This is a genomic window from Neobacillus sp. PS3-34, from assembly GCF_030915465.1.
In the GTDB taxonomy this organism is placed as follows: Bacteria; Bacillota; Bacilli; order Bacillales; family Cytobacillaceae; genus Neobacillus_A.
The window spans coordinates 1379802-1398848 of record NZ_CP133267.1 but is presented as its reverse complement, the minus strand read 5'-3'; the positions used below and the strand labels follow the sequence as shown (position 1 = coordinate 1398848).

Here is a 19047-nt window from a genome sequence, read left to right as displayed (position 1 = left end):
TTGGTAGAAAATTGCCATAGATTTTTAAATGGGGGATGAAGTGAAGTGAAAACCCGGATTTTAATCATTGAGGATGAAAGTCAGATTGCCCGTGTCTTACAGTTAGAACTTGAATATGAAAATTACGAAGTAACCGTGGAGGATAATGGAAGATCCGGTTTAGAAAAAGCACTGCATTCTGAATTTGATTTAATATTACTGGATGTTATGCTGCCCGGATTAAATGGAATTGAGGTATTAAGAAGAATAAGAAATGCTAGCAGCCATGTACCTGTTATTCTATTAACTGCCCGCAATACAACCTTTGATAAAGTGGCAGGCTGGATCAGGGGGCAAATGATTATATAACAAAACCATTTGAAATTGAAGAAGTATTGGCCCGTATCCGTTCCTGTTTGCGCCATCATTCAAACAAAATTACTAATGATGAGGAATCTATTATTTCAGTGGGCGATCTATCGATTGACATGGATACGAGAGAGGTAACAAGGTCTAATACTTCCATTATGTTAACCCCTAAAGAATTCGACTTGCTGGTGTATTTAATAGTCAATAAAAATAAAGTAGTTACAAGGGAAAATATCCTGGTTAATATTTGGGGTTATGAATATGAAGGGGAAACCAATGTAATTGATGTCTATATAAGGCATCTCAGAAAAAAAGTCGATGAAGGCTTTTCTTCGCAGCTAATTACTACCGTAAGGGGGATTGGTTATTCAATAAAGGAGAAATCCGATGAAAATTACAACAAAAATTAATTTAATTACTACAGCATGGATGCTCTGCATTTTAATGATTATAAATGTAGTTGTTTTCATTTTATTTATGAAAACGACAGTAAATATGGAAGAAGAGATGCTTTTTCAAAAGGCAAATGACATTGTAAAAGACATACAAACAAACGAGAATTCGGGCAGCGTTGAGGATGAATTAAAAGATTACTTAACGAACCATTCGTATATCAGAATTATGCATACAAAAAATAAGGCTATTCATGAAGTTACAAATGATATAAAGCTCACTAAAAAAATCAAAGGTAAGTACACTAAAGTTAAAGAGTCTCAAAGGCGATTAATTAGGGAAGAAGATGGTGAAGAGCAAATTCTAATCGTCCGTGTTCCAATCAAAGAAGAAAATAAAATTAATAGCAGCCTGGAAATTGGCGAACGATTATTAGGGCTGGAAATGAGAAAAGATATTCTTCTTGGAATACTTAGCGTATGTACTTTACTAGCAGTACTATTGTCATTGCTTGGAGGAAGATGGTTATCGAATATAATTATGAGGCCGATCTCCAATGTGATAAAAACGATGGAGGATATTGAACAGAGCGGAGTGCCAAAAAAGATTCCTATTCAAAATAAAACAAGGGACGAGCTCCAAACATTAGCAAGAACATTTAACAGAATGATTGAAAGACTCCAGGAAAATATGGAGAAACAAAACCAGTTTGTATCTGATGCATCACATGAACTAAAAACACCACTAACCATTATAAAGAGCTATGCTAATCTATTAAGAAGGCACGGGGTACAGAAAACAGAAATAGTAGATGAAGCTATCCAGGCTATTCATTCTGAAGCAACAAGGATCCAAAAGATGACCGAAACTTTTCTGGATCTGGCAACCTTAGAGAACGAAAACATAGTAGAGATGACCGAAGTCGACTTAGTTTCGTTAAGCCAGAATATTTTAAAACAACTCAAGGATGTTTACAGGAGAGAAATAATACTTGATTTTAAGGAGTCTCCAATCATCATTAAGGCAGATGAATTAAAGATAAAACAGGTTATTATCATATTGCTGGATAATGCGATTAAATACAGTCATGATAAAATTGAAATCTCTTTAGACAAGAATAATCACCAAGCAACCATTCGGATTAAAGACTATGGGATTGGAATTCCACAGGAAGAAATCGAAAATATTTTTGAACGGTTTTATCGAGTGGATAAGGCAAGAAACCGAGTGTCAGGAGGGACAGGATTAGGCCTAAATATCGCCAAAAGTATTGTGAAACTGCACAAAGGTGAAATTAACATTAAAAGTAAAGAAGGTTCCGGAACGGAAGTCGTACTCACTTTACCAATTTAACTATATAAAAGACTATTGGGAGCCCAGTGGTCTTTTTATTTGAGTATTAATCAAAAAAAATTGATAAATAATACTTGCAAATTGCAAATATTAATGTTATTAATTGTATATAAAGTAATTTATTTCAATCAATTTATGGGAATGAAAAATTGATTTTTACAAATAAAAAGGGGATGTCTGTTATGTTGGATTTAATTATTATTGGTTCAGGTCCGTTTGGAATTTCATTAGCCTCCCATGCAGTATCAAACAATCTTCAATACAAATTGTTTGGCTATCCAATGGATTTTTGGAGAAATCAAATGCCGCAGGATATGTTTATACGAACACCTCATGAGTTCGTCAGCTTTTCAGATTCAAAGGATGATTTAACGATTCAGCAATTTTCAATAGAAACAGGGATCGAACTGGTAACACCTCTTCCAAGACCTATTTTTGTTCAGTATGCGAATTGGTTTGCTAGGAAGTCAGGTGTTGAATTTACTCCTGAAAAGATTACGAAAGTTATAAAAAATGAAGGTTACTATGAAGTCACGAGTGAAACTGGCGATCAATACACAGCCAAGAATGTGGTGGTCGCAACAGGCGTTGAACATTATAAGTATCTTCCAGGCTTCTTGAGAGAGCTACCTTCCCAATTGGTATCCCATACTTCAGGATACACGAGCTTTTCCCAGTTCAAGGGAAAGAAAGTGGTCGTGGTAGGAAGCGGACAAAGTGCGTGGGAAGCCGCAGGATTATTGCATAGAGACGGGGCGGATGTTGAGTTGGTTTACCGTAAGGAAGGACCCAATTACGCTGGAAGCAGAGAAAATGAAATTGCACTTCGTGATGTGGGTGACATCTTTTATCAACTTCCACTGGATGAAAAGAAACAAGGATGGGGGCAATCGGCTGGTAGTGTGGCCCATTTCTTAAAACCATATGTAGAAGGAATCGTTCCTCAAAATGCAGGGGTATCAATTGAAAAAGTTGAACTATTGATTGAGGATGAAATACGGATCGTTTTATCGGATGGATCGGAAAAAATAGTCAACCATATCATTGCTGCGACTGGTTTTCGCATTAATTTGGACCAGGTACCATTTTTCGAAAAGGATTTATTGTCTATCATTGAACGTGAAGAAGGTTTCACAGAGTTTCCTAAATTAAACGAATCGTTCGAATCGAGTTTACCTGGGCTATATTTTGCACGCCCATTATCTTCTCATAGCCATGGCCCAACATTTAGATTTATTCTGGGATTAAGGAAGACTGCTTTTTCGATCATTCCTTCGATTGTGAAGAACAAAGAACATAATTTGATAAGAAATTAGGGGAGATGCCATCATGAGAAAATCCTTTCAAGCTATTACGCGAAGTTTTGGCTTATTGAATAAAACATGTTGTTCGGTTGATGGCGTAGATGTATCCGCTGCCCAAAGCCACATTCTTTATGAGATTGATGCCAATGACCATCCCTCAATCCAGCAGGTGGCAGATTTACTTGGAATCGATATCACGACTTTCAGCCGGCAAATTCAAACCCTTGTGAAAATGGAACTGGTAACAAAGATCTCTTCAGAAGAAGACAAAAGGATCAGTAACCTAGCGTTAACGGATAAGGGAGAAAAAGTGGCAAAAGATATTGATCAACAAGTGAATGCTTTTCTAGAAGATATATTCAGTCAGATGACGGACTTTGAGCGGGAAACGGTGCAACGAGCGATTCATCTTCTTGCGGACACCATGACAAAGGCACCTGTATGCTGCGGCATCAAAAAGGAAAGTAGCAGTTGTTAATCAGGGGGAAACGATCAAAATGAATGAAATCGTTATTAGGGAGGCTTTTCCAAGTGACATGGAATCCATCCAATCCATTTATAATCAAGGAATTGTGGACCGTATTGCCACATTAGAAACGGAAACAAAGGATCTGCAGTATATGATGGATTGGTTTCAAAAGCATACGGACAGATACAAAGCCATCGTGGCAGAAGTGGATGGGGAAGTTGTCGGCTGGCCAGTTTAAATCAATATAATAGCCGAGCGGCATATAACGGTGTAGCGGACCTATCACTTTACATCAAACGGGAATATCGTGGAAAAGGAATCGGTGGGAAATTGCTGTCCTCTATCGAAATCCTGGCAAAAGAAAATGATTTTCATAAAATCATTCTTTCGACCTTCCCCTTTAACGAGCTAGGGCAAGGGCTGTATAAGAAAAAAGGATTTCGTGTCGTAGGTGTATTTCAGAAGCAAGGCACGTTAGATGGTGAATTCGTCGATGTGATGGCAATGGAAAAATTATTAACTTAGGAGGTAATCATAAATGGATTCAACCCAAAAAAACATGCCTGTTGCAATCATAGGAGGCGGTCCTGTGGGACTGGTAGCAGCGGCCCATCTTGTAAAAAAAGGTGAAAAATTTGTGCTGTTTGAAGCCGGAGATACAATTGGCTCCAGCATGCTGAAGTGGGGACATGTGAGAATGTTTTCACCATGGAAGTACAATGTCGATAAGGAAGCAAAGGAATTGCTAACAGAAGCAGGCTGGACTTCACCAGCAGAAGAAGATCTACCGACTGGACGGGAATTGGTAGAGAAGTACCTACTTCCGTTAAGCAACCTCTCAGGAATAAAAAAGAACGTTTTTACACGTGCCAAAGTCGTTGGTGTTGCAAAAAAGGCCTCGACAAACTCAAAACTAAACGGAGAGAGAATGTCCCTTTTCAGATCTATGTAGAAATAGATAGGGATACCAAAGTGTTTGAAGTAAAAGCTGTCATTGATTCATCAGGCACATGGGAAAATCCCAATCCGATGCTGTCGAATGGGATCTGGACCAATGCTGAAAGGACACTGAAAGACCATATTTATTATGGAATTCCGAATGTTAAAGAGTTAGAAGAAAGATACCGGAACAAATCCGTTATGGTGATTGGAAGCGGTCACTCAGCGATAAATGCTCTCCTTGACTTGGTGGAATTAAAAGAAAAGTACCCGGACACCGTCATCCGCTGGGTTCTTCGAAAAAAACATGTCCGTGAAGCATACGGCGGACAGGAAAACGATGGTCTGCAAGCGCGAGGCGAACTTGGAATCAGGATTCAACGATTGGTTGATTCCGAACAAATTGAGGTTTTAACACCGTTTTATATCAGTGGAGTACGCGAAGTGAAAGGAAAAATAAGCGTACTAGGTGACTTGAATGGTGAAGAAGAAACAATCGGTGAAATCGATGAGATCGTTGTAAGCACTGGGTTTAGACCTGATATAAGTTATCTGAATGAAATAAGATTAAGTCTTGATTCTGCGGTTGAAAGCGTAGATACCCTTGCTCCGCTGATTGACCCGAATATTCATAGCTGCGGAACCGTAAAACCGCATGGGGAAGAGGAATTAAGACAACCGGAGAAGAATTTTTATATCGTGGGAATGAAAAGTTACGGACGGGCGCCAACCTTCCTGCTGGCTACTGGATATGAACAGGTGAGGTCAGTAGTAGCGTATTTGACAGGGGATTTCCAGGGAGCGAAAGAAGTTCAGTTGGAACTGCCTGAAACAGGAGTCTGTAAGACGAATTTCTCTTCCAGCTGCTGTGAAACTGAGACATCTGCAGAAGAAACTAAAGCGAGTTCCTGTTGCGGTGGACCTGTCCCTGTAAAGCTGGAAATCAAAAAGAATTCTTGCTGTGGTTAAAGAAAAGACCAGTCTGAAACACGTCAGACTGGTCTTTTAAATAGGGGTGAACTATGGTACCAAAAAATAAACAGTCGATTATTGCCATCGCTTTCATCACGGCAATATGTTTAGCAGGAGACTCGATGCTTTATATTGTATTGCCGACGCACTGGAAAGAAGCTCGTTTAACTTCCTTAGTTCAAGTCGGAATTCTCCTATCGGTTAACCGATTTGTAAGGCTTCCATTGAACCCATTAATCGGGTTTTTGTATAAGAAACTTAATTTCAGATCAGGAATACTGCTTGCGGTCGTGTTAAGCGGTTTGACGACCATAAGCTACGGGTTCGTTGAAGATTTCAATGTATGGATTATAATTCGATCGATATGGGGTTTTGCCTGGTCTCTTTTTAAACTCGGCGCGTATTTATTGATTTTACAGCTCTCAACTGACATGAACCGTGGGAATTTTGTAGGCACTTATAACGGACTGTACCGTCTTGGGAGTCTGTTCGGAATGCTGATGGGTGGTTTTTTTGCCGATTTATTTGGTATGAATGTCATTAGCATGGTTTTAGGAATCTCTGCGTTTATAAGCCTACCAATCATCTTTAAATACATCCCCAAAACTATTCAGACTCATGAATCAGTGGGAAAACCTTCGCTTTTAACAAACTTAAGTAGGTCTTTAAATAGACGTCTCATCACGATACTAGGAACGGCCTTTCTATTGACTATGTTCCTTGATGGAATGTTAACGGCGACATTAAGTCATATCATCGAAGTGAAATTTACAGATAAGATTAATCTACTTGGTATTATTACAGGGGCAGCTTCGCTTGCTGGGGTAATCCAGGCATTAAGATGGGGAATCGCTCCTTTTATCGTGATGAAAATTGGAAACATGATGGATTATGCTAAGCAAAAAAATATGATGTTGTCCTTTTTCCTGGCATGCGCATTCTTTCTGCTTTGTTTGATTCCCTTAAACATTCCATTATTTTTTTTGCTGCCTATTTTATTTATTCATCTTTTAGTTGCTTCGATTCTTACAACGATTATGGATGCCATTGTAACTGATTATTCATCGAAGGTTTCAAACAAAATTTTCATCATGACTGCTTTTACAATTATTATAGATTTAGGTGCTGCTCTTGGGCCAATTATGGGGTATTCACTTGAACAAAAAATGGGATTGACGAATGTATTCTGGATGGCCGCAATGACTTGTTTATTCTTAACGGTTATGTGGTTTCTGCCAAGGAATAATCATTCAAATCAAAACGCATTAAAACAACATTTGTAACGAAAATGCCTTCTAGGTCTTTTTATTTTTTAATATAACGGGTAAAAATAAAAAATATACAAGTTCCCTACTTGCATATATAAGAGTTTACTTATACAATGGTTTTGTTTTAATACGTATATAAGAATATGCTTATCTTTAAAATAATAAGGAGGTAGCCCATGACAGCCACTGATGGATTAGGCTTAGAGAGCTGTGCAGGAATACTAAAACTCTTGGGTGATAAATCACGTTTATCCATGGTGAAAATCATGTCTGAACATGAATGCTGTGTCTGTGAGTTAGTTGATTTATTTGAAATGAGCCAACCTGCCATTAGCCAGCATGTCCGAAAATTAAAAGATAGTGGGATCATAAAAGAACGCAGAGGTGGACAATGGATCTATTACACGCTAAATCCACAGTCCCCGTTTTACTCATTCGTATTGAATGTAATAAGCCATTTGCCGAGTCAGCGTTATAAAGTTGAAGAATTAGAACAACAGGGAAAACGTCTCTGTTGCGAGTAACTTAGGAGGAAGACCATTGGTTTCAATTATTTTAGCTAGCATCATCTTTTTATTGACGCTAACACTTGTCATCTGGCAGCCCAAAAATTTATCCATTGGTTGGTCTGCGTGTGGAGGAGCCATACTAGCTTTATTGGCAGGCGTAGTTGACATCCATGATGTGATTGAAGTGACCAAAATTGTATGGAATGCGACTTTTTCTTTTATCGCTATTATCATTATTTCTTTAATATTAGATGAAATTGGTTTCTTTGAATGGTCGGCTTTGCACATGGCAAGAGCGGCTAAAGGAAACGGGATTAAAATGTTTGTATATGTTAGCATTCTTGGTGCTCTCGTTGCGGCATTTTTCGCCAATGATGGAGCTGCCCTTATCCTGACTCCGATTGTGTTAGCGATGGTCCGAAATTTAAAGCTGGAAGACAAAATGATATTCCCGTTCATTATTGCAAGTGGATTTATAGCGGATACGACATCATTGCCATTGGTAGTAAGTAATCTTGTAAACATCGTTTCTGCTGACTTTTTTGGCATCGGGTTTGTTCATTTTGCATCAAGAATGATTGTTCCGAATTTATTTTCTCTAGTGGCAAGTATTTTGGTGCTATATCTTTACTTCAGAAGAAGCATTCCAAAACAATATGATTTATCGAAATTAAAGAAACCTGTGGAAGCCATTCGAGATCAAAAAATGTTTCGTTTATCATGGGTTGTATTGGCTTTCTTATTGGCTGGTTACTTTATCAGCCAAACACTTCACATCCCTGTTTCAATCATCGCAGGAGTGGTTGCGATTTTCTTCTTGTTTATGGGAAGAAGAAGCCATGCCATTGAAACCAAAAAGGTCATAAAAGGAGCTCCATGGGCCATTGTATTTTTCTCGATTGGAATGTATGTGGTCGTATATGGCCTGCGCAATGCTGGATTGACAAGTGTACTAGCGGATTTGATTCAGGTCTGCGCTAATCATGGATTATTTATTGGAACAGTCTCTATGGGCTTTATTGCCGCCATTCTTTCTTCTATCATGAATAACATGCCAACCGTCATGATTGATGCATTGGCGATAGCTGATACACATACAGCAGGTGTGATTAAAGAAGGGCTGGTATATGCGAATGTGATTGGTTCTGATTTAGGTCCTAAAATCACACCTATTGGTTCTCTGGCTACATTACTTTGGCTTCATGTCTTGAAAACCAAGGGAGTTAAAATTTCGTGGGGAACCTATTTTAAAACAGGAATTGTCTTAACCATCCCCGTCTTATTTATTACACTATTAGGTTTATACCTTTGGTTGAGAATAGTCTAACAAAAAAATCATGCCAACATAAAAAGGAGAAATACAGCTATGTCTAAAAAAACCATCTATTTTCTATGTACAGGTAACTCTTGCCGAAGCCAAATGGCAGAAGGCTGGGCTAAAAAACACTTAAGTGATGAGTGGGAAGTGAAAAGTGCTGGATTAGAGGCACATGGATTGAACCCAAATGCTGTAAAAGCGATGAACGAAGCTGGAATAGATATTTCAAAGCAAACTTCAGATGTCATCGATCCCGAAATTCTAAACAATTCCGAATTAGTGGTGACACTTTGTGGCCACGCCGCTGATCATTGCCCGGTTACTCCCCCCCATGTGAATCGTGTTCACTGGGGATTTGATGACCCAGCTAAGGCAGAAGGAACAGAAGAAGAAAAATGGGCATTCTTCCAGCGTGTCCGTGATGAAATTGGAGATCGTATTAAGACTTTCGCTGAAACGGGGAAGTAAAATACCTGTGAAAAAACAAGAAAAAGAAAAGGGGAAAGAACATTGATTATCACCGACCAAGCTCGTGATTTTATAAAGCAAATGTTCCAGGAACACAATGCTAATAATATTCGTGTTCATTTTGATGGCTATGGCTGAGGACAGCCAAGAATAGGACTGGCTCTGGATGAGCCAGAAGATGATGATACCATTGTGACTATTAATGAAATACAGGTAGCAATTGATCCGATTATCGAACCTAATACTGAGGGCCTTGTTCTTGATATAAGTGGGGAGAAGACAAGACCAGGTCTCGTAATGTTAGGCAATACAGGTCATTGCTGTTAAACCGAATATAGAAAATGGAGGAAGTACCGTGTTGGGTATCCAATTAAATCTAGTTATTAATGCGGAAAACAAAGATATAACTGAGAGGGAAATGGAAGAATTTTACGAAAAAGTGATTGATTTGATTGAATCGAACAAATGGACGTGCGGTGGTGGGATAAGGTTAGTTGATGTTGATGAGGAATAAACAAAAAGAAGCGAGACAGATGTCTTGCTTCTTTTTGTTTCATTCGCTGTTGGCTATGGTTAATTCATTATAAGCCTCTAAAAAATGGTTATACGTTTGACTTCCATATTGTTTAGGATTGTTCCGAAAGAAAAGTTCTATGGTTAAGTCTCTAGCTTTATCCAAGGTGCAATTTCGGGAACTTAGAACAAGCTTAATGTATGCGAGAAAATAATCTTTCTTTAAAGTGCTTGCATGATTCACTGTCATTTTATTTCCTCCGTTTAAAGTTGCCCTAATATTTATATCAGGTAAAAGATAAATCCCGAAATTGTGGACATCACAAACACGGACGCGACAAATGTAATAACAAGTTCTTTTCGGAAAATGGATTTTAACAAAATTACTTCTGGAAGGCTTGCACCAGCAGAGCTAATAATCATCGCCATCACAGGGCCAAGTGCCATTCCTTTTGCAATAAGAATTTGTGAGATCGGAATCATACTGGAAAGGCGGATATACAATGGAATTCCGATAATTGCGGCGATAGGGATAAGCCACCAATGTTCCCTGCCAAAGACACTTGCAATCCATTCGGTTGGAACTAGCCCATGTATGACAGCACCAATAGCGGCTCCAATGATTAAATAGGGATAAACGCTTTTCATTAAATCAAGGGTTTCTTTTAGAGCTAATTTTAGATTGAATTTTTGTTGTTGTTCTTCATAACCAGTCATGACAACATTTTTTACTGACCTTTCAAAACCTAGCTTTTCAAGAGTAAATCCAATGATGATGGAGAAAATCGTGGTTAAAACAGTATAGATGGCGGTCACTTTCCATCCTAAGGCAACACCCATAATGGTCAAAATGGTGGGATCAAGGACAGGGGAGGAAAAAAGGAAAATCATGACGATCCCAAATGGCATTTTTTTCTTCAACATATTTACAACAACAGGAATGGTGGAACAAGAACAAAAGGGTGTAATGAAGGCAAAAATAATGGCAGCAAAAGCAGCGATCAGTTTATTTCTTCCAGCTAACTTTTTTTCGATTTTTTCATAAGGGATAAAACCTTGAAGAAGACTAATTAAAAACGAAATGACAATAAATAAAATCGTTAACTCCAATGCAATGGACAAAAAACTTTTAAACGTTTCTAACCACATATTAATCCCACCTTAACATACGCAAACGCGTGAATTTGTTAATAAATGCACTACTTGACACTTGAAGAGATGGTTAATTCTTTCTGTTCTTTTTCTTCAATGGTTGGAAGAAATGCTTCCAAGCATTTTGTGTAATCATTTCGATTTCTTCTTGTCGTAATCTCAACATTTGTAAAACCTCATATTCATTAAACATAGTTAATCCTCCTATTAATCAAATTATATTGATATTTAAATCAAAAAAAATTGATATAAAAATTAAAAAAATTTATTAGCAGGTTGGCTTGAACATGCAGCAAAGTTCATGTGACAATAAATGATTGAGCTCTTCCTGATTCAGTTGATAAAAGCTCCATGTTCCTTTAGTTTCTTTTGTAATGATATTTGCATCTAATAAAATCTTTAGATGGTAGGACAGTTTTGATTGGGTCATATCTACAATGGGGGCTAAGTCGCAAACACACATTGCTCCTCGCTGTGTGAGAACATTCATTATTTGCAATCTTTTTTTATCTGCGATCGCTTTAAATTTGAATTCGTATGTTTCAAATACCTTATCCATCGAAACGTCTTGAAGCTGGATTATTTCTTTCATTTTTTCACCTTCTTTTCGTTAATCAAATACTCTTGATATACTTATAATATATCCAATATTTACATATGTCAATCAATAAAATCAAAAAAAATTGATTTAATGAAGTGGGACTTTTTTAGGGTATGTATATTAATAAAAGTTTATTCTAAACAATCCTTTCTTTGGTTACAAACATTCTTTATACTTTTAATATCCTGCTAGTTGGACAGGCGCATTTCTTGAGAAAAATTGGAGGTTCAACTTTGTTTACACACATACTCGCAGCACTTATTTTTTTAATAACACTAATTCTTGTTATATGGCAGCCTAAAAATTTATCGATTGGCTGGTCAGCATGTGGAGGAGCCATCCTCGCACTTTTGGCTGGAGTGGTGGACATTCATGATGTTTATGAAGTTACCCACATTGTATGGAATGCCACGTTTACTTTCATTGCCATTATCATTATTTCATTAATATTAGATGAAATTGGATTTTTTGAATGGGCGGCATTGCATATGGCAAGAGCCTCACAGGGAAATGGAATGCTAATGTTTGTTTATGTATGTATTCTTGGTGCTCTAGTTTCCGCATTCTTTGCCAATGATGGGGCAGCATTAATCCTTACCCCAATTGTTTTAGCCATGGTTCGAAATTTAAAGCTGGATGATAAATTGATTTTTCCTTTCATTATTGCAAGTGGGTTTATTGCTGATACGACTTCATTGCCGCTTGTGGTAAGCAATCTTGTAAATATCGTTTCAGCTGACTTCTTTGGAATTGGCTTTGTTCATTTTGCATCAAGAATGATTGTTCCCAACTTGTTTTCATTAGCAGCAAGTATTTTGGTCCTATTTCTGTTTTTCAGAAGAAGTATTCCAAAACAATATGATGTGACAAGATTAAAGAAACCAGTCGAAGCGATTCGAGACCAAAAAATGTTTCGTCTTTCATGGCTTGTGTTAACTGTTTTATTGGTGGGTTACTTTATCAGCCAAACACTCCAAATTCCTGTATCGGTAATCGCTGGGGTGGTTGCAATCTTCTTCTTATTGATGGGAAGCAGAAGCCATGCAATTGAAACGAAAAAAGTATTAAAAGGAGCGCCGTGGTCCATCGTATTTTTTTCGATTGGAATGTATGTGGTCGTATATGGTTTGCGAAATGCTGGGTTAACGACCGTACTAGTGGATGAGATTCAATCTGCTGCCAATCATGGGTTGTTTATCGGAACGATCTCCATGGGTTTTATGGCAGCCATTCTTTCTTCCATTATGAATAATCTACCAACCGTTATGATCGATGCGCTTGCAATAGCTGATACACATACCACGGGAGTAATTAAAGAGGGGCTCATTTACGCAAACGTGATTGGCTCTGATTTGGCCCTAAAATAACCCCGATTGGATCTCTTGCAACCTTATTGTGGCTCCATGTCCTATCACAAAAAGGTGTTAAGATATCCTGGGGAACCTACTTTAAAACGGGGATTATCCTAACGATTCCAACACTATTCATTACTTTAGTGGGTCTTTATATTTGGCTATTAATTATATAAACTTGATTGGAACAAGGCAGACTGTCCAGGCATGTTCTTTTAACATTTTAAAAGGCTGTTTTCTAAAAGATTGTTGTTTTGTAAATAGGTTTTTTAAAGCAAATCGTTAAAAAAGAAGTTGATTGGAACGGAAGGTGCGAGATCCTCGAAAATGCTATCGCATTTCCTTCGTGCGGTGTTGATTCTAGGAAGCTGATTCAACGTCCTGCGGGAGCAGCGGGACAGGTGGAGACCCCACAGGCGCTGTGCGCCGAGGAGGCTCACCGCCCGCCCCGCGGAAAGCGAGCATCATGAAGTGGAAATCAACAACTCCTTATATAGCAACAAAGTAGATGAGAACAGCCTTTTAAAAACAGAAAGATTGACAATATACCACGCCGGGTATATGATGTGGATAACCGAATATATGGATTTGGTACTGACAAGTTTATAAAGGCGATATTATCCTGTTCGAGGGGTTGCCATGCGGCTTAAAAGAGAATATATTAAAGGACAAGAATATAAATGGACTTGCTGATTGGGATTAAAATGAGGTGAAACAAATGGAGTACGAAAAAGAAGTTAAAAATCGTCTAAGACGTATTGAAGGACAAGTTAAGGGAGTACTAAGCATGATGGAACAAGGTAAGGATTGCAGGGATATTATTACCCAGCTTTCTGCAGCCCGCAGTGCCATTGACCGTGCAATGGGTGTTATCGTTAGTAAAAATCTTGAACAGTGTGTTAGGGAAAATGTTGAAAAAGGTGAATCAACTGAGCACCTTGTAAAAGAAGCAGTTGAATTATTAATTAAGAGTAGGTAAATAAACCCTTACGAATTCATAAAAGGGAGAGGACAGATCCTCTCCTTTTTGCTTTATCCTCAAGGTGATGATTCCATTCGGTTGACAAGACATAGCCAATCATTATAAAATTATCTTGAATTCAAGATATATATACTAGGCTTAAAATTTAAGCCTTAAGATAGGGTGGAAATGGACATGAAACATATCTTTCAGGGTGGAATAGATTCATCTAAGCCAACGTTGCTTTTATTACACGGAACCGGCGGGAATGAGAATGATCTTTTACCGCTTGCAGGAATGATTGATAATCAGGCTTCTGTTCTTAGTATGCGGGGAAATGTACTTGAAAATGGAATGCCTCGTTTTTTCCGCAGGCTTGCAGAGGGTATATTTGATGAAGAGGATTTGGTTTTTCGTACAAAGGAGTTAAACGAGTTTCTTGATGAAGCGGCCAAAAATATCATTTTGACAGGCATAATGTCATTGCAATTGGTTATTCGAACGGAGCAAATATAGCGGCCAGCCTGCTTTTCCATTACCGTGATGCTCTAAAAGGTGCCATGCTTCACCATCCAATGGTACCAAGAAAGGGAATTGAGTTGCCGGATCTATCGGGTAAGTCGGTATTTATTGCGGCGGGTACAAATGATCCCATATGTTCCCCATTAGAATCTGCAGAACTGCACTCCATATTGGAAAAAGCAAATGCGAATGTGCAACTTCATTGGGAGAACCGAGGTCATCAATTGACCGCAGATGAAGTAGAAGCAGCATCAAAATGGTACAGAGAAAGATTTTAAGGTTTGGAAAACCTGAATTTTGAGCTGATCAATTTCGATCAGCTTATTTTTTTCTCTATTATGATTGAAACAAAAAGGCCTTAAAATCGCCGATTGTGTTCGTTAATTAAGGCGCTGGCGGAAGTTAAACGCACTGCCAGCTCACTTAGCGCAATGGTAACTAAATCCCGTTCTGAATAAATTTCTGTATCAAATGGGGAAATGCCAAGATAATTGCCTTCGGCTATTTTTTCTCTTATTTGCTGGCATAACCATAGGTGATAGTCAGATAGCTCTACATGTTGTTTATACAAAAGAACCCCTCCTATGTATATTTATTTCCCCATATTTTCATAGTACAAACGTATTGTTTCCTAAATTAGACAAGGAGAAACAGGGAATTTCAGGGATTTAAATATAACAAAAGAAAGGATAAATACTACAAAAAAAAATTATTAAAAATGTTGCTTGACAATAGATACTAATAATTCTATACTTACTTACATAAAGTAACTTAGTTTTAAAAAAGGAGGTAAACAGTAATGATTCCATCATTATTTTTAGCGCATGGGTCACCGATGACAGCAATAGAAGATAATGAATATACCAGTTTCTTAAAGGGACTATCGTCTAAAATCAAGCCAAAGGCAATTGTAATTTTCACCGCACACTGGGAAAGTGATATCTTAACCATTTCATCCTCTGATGAAACTTACGATACGATTTATGACTTTGGAGGTTTTCCGCAAGAACTATATGAAATTAAATATCCTGCCAAGGGTTCAGGGCAATTAGCACAGATTTTGAAAGGGAAATTTGAACAGAAGGGGATTGCCGTCAGGGAGGATGTGCGTCGAGGACTTGACCATGGTTCCTGGACTCTTTTATATCAAATGTATCCTGCAGCAGATATACCGGTTGTACAAATATCCGTAAATCCATACTTAGAGCCAGAGAAGCAGTTTGAAATTGGCGAAACCCTCAAGGGAATGGGCAAGGAAAATATTCTTGTTATCGGAAGCGGAGTGACTGTCCATAATTTAAGGGCTATTAAATGGGGGCAGCAGGAGCCGGATCAATGGGCAGTTGATTTTGATGATTGGCTGATTGATAAAATAAAGAAAGAAGATCTGAAATCATTATTTAAATACGAAAAGCAAGCTCCAAATGCACAAATTGCGGTTCCTACACCTGAACACTTTATGCCATTCTTTATTGCAATGGGTAGTGGGGAAACGCAGCCCACCATTCTGCATAGAAGCTATGAGCTTGGAAACCTTAGTTATCTGAGTATGCAGTTTTAAAATATTTTTCATAGATTAAAAAAATTTTAACTTTTTATCTCGAAATCAAGATAAAAACCAAAAAACTAGGAGGAATTAAATATGAATATCGCTTTACTTTTGATTAGATTGGTAATTGGAATAACATTTATGGGACATGGTTCCCAAAAGCTTTTTGGCTGGTTTGGCGGCTACGGAATTAAAGGAACTGGTGGATGGATGGAATCAATCGGCATCAAGCCAGGTGCAGCCATGGCTCTTATGGCAGGACTGCTTGAATTTGTCGGTGGATTGCTGTTTACGGCAGGCTTATTGACACCATTAGCTGGTATCGCCATTGCATTGACGATGATTGTTTCTATCGTAAAGGTGCATGGCGCTAATGGATACTGGGTAACTCAAAACGGTTTCGAATACAACTTCATTTTGTTGGTCACTGCTATTGCAATTGCGATAAGCGGAGCAGGAAAATATGCCCTCGATGCGATCTTGTTTTAAAGGAAACTCCCCCTCAGCAGAGGGGATTTCAGACTGTAGACAACCTCTTTCGAGTTTGTCTGCAGTCTTTTTTCTTTTTAATTAAGTAAAAGACTCGTTGATTTACGCTGCAGGTGGACGCTTTCCGCGGGGCGGGCGGTGAGGCTCCCGGAAAGCAAACACCTGGAGCGCAAATCACACCATCCAAATGAATTTTTTTAAAAAATCAAAGGCAGCGAGAGTTGTCTCGCAGCCTTTGTCGAAATCTGAAATCCCCTTAGTCAAGGGGATTTTTTTTGGTCTAAATTAGATGAAAACAAAAGCAAAACTCTTTTAATGATGTCTTTTTTAGTTTAGTGGTAAAATGATAAAAAATACCCTAGTTATCATTCTGAAAAAGATAAAAGGCAGGCTGGATAAATGGAAATTTTAGTGATTGAGGACAATGAAAGTGTATGCTCCATGCTTGAGATGTTTTTTATGAAAGAAGGCTATAAAGGGGAGTTTGTACATAATGGCCTTCAGGGATATGACCGTTTTCGGGCGAAGGACTGGGATTTACTGATTATTGACTGGATGCTTCCAGGGATGGACGGTGTCAGCCTTTGCAAAAAAATTAGAGAAACCAGCAGTGTTCCAATTATTTTATTAACAGCAAAGGACAGTGAATCCGACCAGGTTCTTGGATTGGAAATGGGGGCGGATGATTATGTTACGAAACCCTTCAGCCCGCTTACACTTCTGGCCAGGATTAAAGCTGTTTCCCGCCGCTTTCAGCAGGATGTTAAAAAACATGAAAATGTATTCTTCGAAACTGAGTTTTTTAAAATAAGTAAGGAAACAAGAGAAGTCTTCTTACAGGGAACCAAAATTTCCAATTTGACACCAAAGGAATTTGATTTATTATATTTCTTACTACAAAATGAACGGCAGGTTTTCTCAAGGGAGCAGCTTCTTGACAAAGTATGGGGATACCAATTTTATGGGGATGAGCGGACAGTAGATGTTCATGTAAAAAGGCTAAGAAAAAAAATAGGCAGCTCCAATCAGCCCTTTATCCATACAGTCTGGGGAATAGGCTATAAATTTGATGAATCGGTGGCAGAGGATGAGATTTAAATATCTGTACCAGTTATTGCTTAGCCATGTCAGTGTTTTACTTGTAGCCTTTTTATTGCTGTGGCTTTTGTTTTCAAGTTTTATTGAACAGTTTATTTATGAGAATAAAGTCAATGAATTGAATTCCTTCGGGGAACAGATTCTTAGCGACTTAAATGACCCATCACAGGCAAGCCCGCTCTTCCTTAAGCATTACAGCGACCTATTGCAGGCCAGGAATATCCGTTTTTTTCTTTTTGACAATAGCAGCAGGGTTATCAATTATAAAACCCCTTCGGCTCCGCTTGTAAAACTGACCGATGATGAATGGTCGCAGATTCAAAAAGGAAACAGAGTCACAGTAAAGCGAGATATTAAACGTTTTAAACAGGAAGTGACACTTGCAGCACTTCCATATATTCAAAATGGAGTTTTTCTTGGAGGGGTTTTGTTAATATCCCCCATAAGCGGAACGCGGGAGACAATTGCGGAAATCAATCAATTTTTCTTCTACGCAGTATCTGCAGCTCTTGCCATCACATTTTTACTAAGCTGGTTTATTTCAAAATTCCATGTAAAAAGAATTGACCGTATAAGGCATGCAACCTCATTGATATCGAGCGGGAATTATAATATAAATATTCCTTTCAGTGAGTTGGATGAAATAGGGGATCTTGCAAAGGATTTTAACAGCATGGCAGGGAAGTTATATTCCTCCCAGGAAGAAATCGAGCTTCTTGAAAATAGAAGAAGACAGTTTATCGCAGACGTATCACATGAACTAAAAACACCTTTAACAACCATGGGCGGACTGATTTCAGGGCTTAAAGACGATTTAATCCCTTCCGAAGAAAAAGAGCGCTGTATGGATTTAATCGAGAAAGAAACAAAACGGCTGAGCCGACTTGTAAATGAGAATTTGGACTACGAAAAAATAAGATCCAATCAAATCATTCTGAATCGGGAAGAAATACAGGTGATTGAGGTCTTCGAAATTATAAAGGAGCATCTGGAGGCCCAGGCACTTGAAAAAGGTAATCAAATCCTATTTGAAGCAGATAATAGCCTGATTGTATATGCCGATTATGACAGACTCATTCAAATATTGATGAATATAACAAAAAATAGCATTCAATTTACATCGGAAGGACAAGTTACTCTTCGTGGGATTAGAGGAGATAATCAGACAATCATTGAAATTGAAGATACCGGAATTGGAATAAAGCCCGAAGAGATAGAGTCGATCTGGGTGCGCTTTTATAAGGCGGATATTTCCAGAACAAGCAACCCTTACGGTGAATTTGGGCTGGGACTTTCAATTGTGAAAAAACTGGTTGAACTTCATAAGGGTAGTATTGAGGTATTTAGTAAAGTAGATCAGGGAACAAAATTCGTTATTACCTTTCCCTTAGAATGAACCGAAAAAGCATATTGTCTGTGATGAAAAAAGGAGCGGTCCAAGTGGGCGGCTCCTTTTCAATATTGATACC

At 38.2% G+C, this 19047-nt stretch carries 21 protein-coding genes and 4 pseudogenes; 20 read left to right on the top strand and 5 right to left on the bottom strand.

Annotation, left to right across the window (positions count from 1 at the left end; translation table 11 throughout):
• Nucleotides 1-45 precede the first annotated feature (45 nt).
• The 13 genes and pseudogenes from RCG23_RS07170 (at nt 46) to RCG23_RS07110 (ending at nt 9855) form a co-directional block, all read left to right on the top strand.
• Nucleotides 46-758, top strand: a pseudogene (locus RCG23_RS07170) (response regulator transcription factor).
• Complete coding sequence (locus tag RCG23_RS07165; RefSeq protein WP_308179165.1) at nt 736-2094, top strand: sensor histidine kinase; 1359 nt, start codon at nt 736-738, stop codon at nt 2092-2094. Before RCG23_RS07170 ends, RCG23_RS07165 begins: the two are co-directional and overlap by 23 nt.
• A 182-nt stretch (nt 2095-2276) precedes the next feature.
• Nucleotides 2277-3410: an NAD(P)-binding domain-containing protein gene (locus tag RCG23_RS07160; protein ID WP_308179164.1), complete on the top strand. Its 1134-nt coding sequence runs from the start codon at nt 2277-2279 to the stop codon at nt 3408-3410.
• 13 nt (nt 3411-3423) lie between these two features.
• The gene (locus RCG23_RS07155; protein WP_308179163.1) at nt 3424-3876 is read left to right on the top strand and encodes a MarR family winged helix-turn-helix transcriptional regulator; all 453 of its coding nucleotides are present in this window, start codon (nt 3424-3426) and stop codon (nt 3874-3876) included.
• Nucleotides 3877-3895: 19 nt separating this feature from the next.
• Nucleotides 3896-4392, top strand: a pseudogene (locus RCG23_RS07150) (arsinothricin resistance N-acetyltransferase ArsN1 family A).
• A 13-nt stretch (nt 4393-4405) separates the two neighbouring features.
• On the top strand, nt 4406-4819 hold the full coding sequence (locus RCG23_RS07145) for an FAD-dependent oxidoreductase (RefSeq protein WP_308179162.1): 414 nt from the start codon (nt 4406-4408) through the stop codon (nt 4817-4819).
• A 20-nt stretch (nt 4820-4839) separates the two neighbouring features.
• Nucleotides 4840-5775 carry an NAD(P)/FAD-dependent oxidoreductase gene (locus RCG23_RS07140; RefSeq protein ID WP_308179161.1) on the top strand — a complete coding sequence of 312 codons (936 nt, stop codon included), beginning with the start codon at nt 4840-4842 and terminating at the stop codon, nt 5773-5775.
• Nucleotides 5776-5828: 53 nt separating this feature from the next.
• On the top strand, nt 5829-7061 hold the full coding sequence (locus tag RCG23_RS07135) for an MFS transporter (protein ID WP_308179160.1): 1233 nt from the start codon (nt 5829-5831) through the stop codon (nt 7059-7061).
• 161 nt (nt 7062-7222) lie between these two features.
• Nucleotides 7223-7570: an ArsR/SmtB family transcription factor gene (locus tag RCG23_RS07130; protein WP_308179159.1), complete on the top strand. Its 348-nt coding sequence runs from the start codon at nt 7223-7225 to the stop codon at nt 7568-7570.
• Between the two features lie 16 nt (nt 7571-7586).
• Complete coding sequence (locus RCG23_RS07125; RefSeq protein ID WP_308179158.1) at nt 7587-8882, top strand: arsenic transporter; 1296 nt, start codon at nt 7587-7589, stop codon at nt 8880-8882.
• A 39-nt stretch (nt 8883-8921) separates the two neighbouring features.
• A complete protein-coding gene (gene arsC / locus RCG23_RS07120; protein WP_308179157.1) occupies nt 8922-9341 on the top strand; it encodes an arsenate reductase (thioredoxin) in 420 nt (139 codons plus the stop codon).
• Nucleotides 9342-9533: 192 nt separating this feature from the next.
• On the top strand, nt 9534-9668 hold the full coding sequence (locus tag RCG23_RS07115) for a hypothetical protein (protein WP_308179156.1): 135 nt from the start codon (nt 9534-9536) through the stop codon (nt 9666-9668).
• A 28-nt stretch (nt 9669-9696) separates the two neighbouring features.
• On the top strand, nt 9697-9855 hold the full coding sequence (locus tag RCG23_RS07110) for a hypothetical protein (protein ID WP_308179155.1): 159 nt from the start codon (nt 9697-9699) through the stop codon (nt 9853-9855).
• Nucleotides 9856-9894: 39 nt separating this feature from the next.
• Here RCG23_RS07110 and RCG23_RS07105 read toward each other — a convergent pair whose 3' ends face one another.
• The 4 genes from RCG23_RS07105 to RCG23_RS07090 form a co-directional block, all read right to left on the bottom strand.
• The gene (locus RCG23_RS07105) at nt 9895-10104 is read right to left on the bottom strand and encodes a hypothetical protein (protein ID WP_308179154.1); all 210 of its coding nucleotides are present in this window, start codon (nt 10102-10104) and stop codon (nt 9895-9897) included.
• 32 nt (nt 10105-10136) lie between these two features.
• On the bottom strand, nt 10137-11003 hold the full coding sequence (locus tag RCG23_RS07100; RefSeq protein WP_308179153.1) for a permease: 867 nt from the start codon (nt 11001-11003) through the stop codon (nt 10137-10139).
• 73 nt (nt 11004-11076) lie between these two features.
• Nucleotides 11077-11199 carry a hypothetical protein gene (locus RCG23_RS07095; protein ID WP_308179152.1) on the bottom strand — a complete coding sequence of 41 codons (123 nt, stop codon included), beginning with the start codon at nt 11197-11199 and terminating at the stop codon, nt 11077-11079.
• A 75-nt stretch (nt 11200-11274) separates the two neighbouring features.
• Entirely contained in the window at nt 11275-11598 is a 324-nt protein-coding gene (locus tag RCG23_RS07090) for an ArsR/SmtB family transcription factor (RefSeq protein WP_308179151.1), read from the bottom strand.
• Nucleotides 11599-11840: 242 nt separating this feature from the next.
• Between RCG23_RS07090 and RCG23_RS07085 the strand changes: the two are divergent.
• The 3 genes and pseudogenes from RCG23_RS07085 (at nt 11841) to RCG23_RS07075 (ending at nt 14720) form a co-directional block, all read left to right on the top strand.
• Nucleotides 11841-13135: pseudogene (locus RCG23_RS07085) on the top strand (arsenic transporter).
• Between the two features lie 542 nt (nt 13136-13677).
• Nucleotides 13678-13938 carry a metal-sensitive transcriptional regulator gene (locus RCG23_RS07080; protein WP_308179150.1) on the top strand — a complete coding sequence of 87 codons (261 nt, stop codon included), beginning with the start codon at nt 13678-13680 and terminating at the stop codon, nt 13936-13938.
• A 177-nt stretch (nt 13939-14115) separates the two neighbouring features.
• Nucleotides 14116-14720: pseudogene (locus tag RCG23_RS07075) on the top strand (alpha/beta hydrolase).
• A gap of 80 nt (nt 14721-14800) precedes the next feature.
• Here RCG23_RS07075 and RCG23_RS07070 read toward each other — a convergent pair.
• Complete coding sequence (locus RCG23_RS07070; protein WP_308179149.1) at nt 14801-15013, bottom strand: hypothetical protein; 213 nt, start codon at nt 15011-15013, stop codon at nt 14801-14803.
• A gap of 228 nt (nt 15014-15241) precedes the next feature.
• On the opposite strand from RCG23_RS07070, the gene RCG23_RS07065 reads away from it, so the two are divergent.
• The 4 genes from RCG23_RS07065 to RCG23_RS07050 all read left to right on the top strand — a co-directional run bounded on the left by RCG23_RS07065 (nt 15242) and on the right by RCG23_RS07050 (nt 18974).
• Nucleotides 15242-16003, top strand: coding sequence for a DODA-type extradiol aromatic ring-opening family dioxygenase (locus tag RCG23_RS07065; protein ID WP_308179148.1), 762 nt, complete (start codon nt 15242-15244; stop codon nt 16001-16003).
• Nucleotides 16004-16084: 81 nt separating this feature from the next.
• Nucleotides 16085-16480 carry a DoxX family protein gene (locus RCG23_RS07060; RefSeq protein WP_308179147.1) on the top strand — a complete coding sequence of 132 codons (396 nt, stop codon included), beginning with the start codon at nt 16085-16087 and terminating at the stop codon, nt 16478-16480.
• Nucleotides 16481-16879: 399 nt separating this feature from the next.
• Nucleotides 16880-17578 carry a response regulator transcription factor gene (locus RCG23_RS07055; protein WP_308179146.1) on the top strand — a complete coding sequence of 233 codons (699 nt, stop codon included), beginning with the start codon at nt 16880-16882 and terminating at the stop codon, nt 17576-17578.
• Nucleotides 17568-18974: a sensor histidine kinase gene (locus RCG23_RS07050; protein ID WP_308179145.1), complete on the top strand. Its 1407-nt coding sequence runs from the start codon at nt 17568-17570 to the stop codon at nt 18972-18974. The genes RCG23_RS07055 and RCG23_RS07050 overlap by 11 nt, the downstream gene beginning before the upstream one ends.
• The last annotated feature ends 73 nt before the right edge of the window (nt 18975-19047 follow it).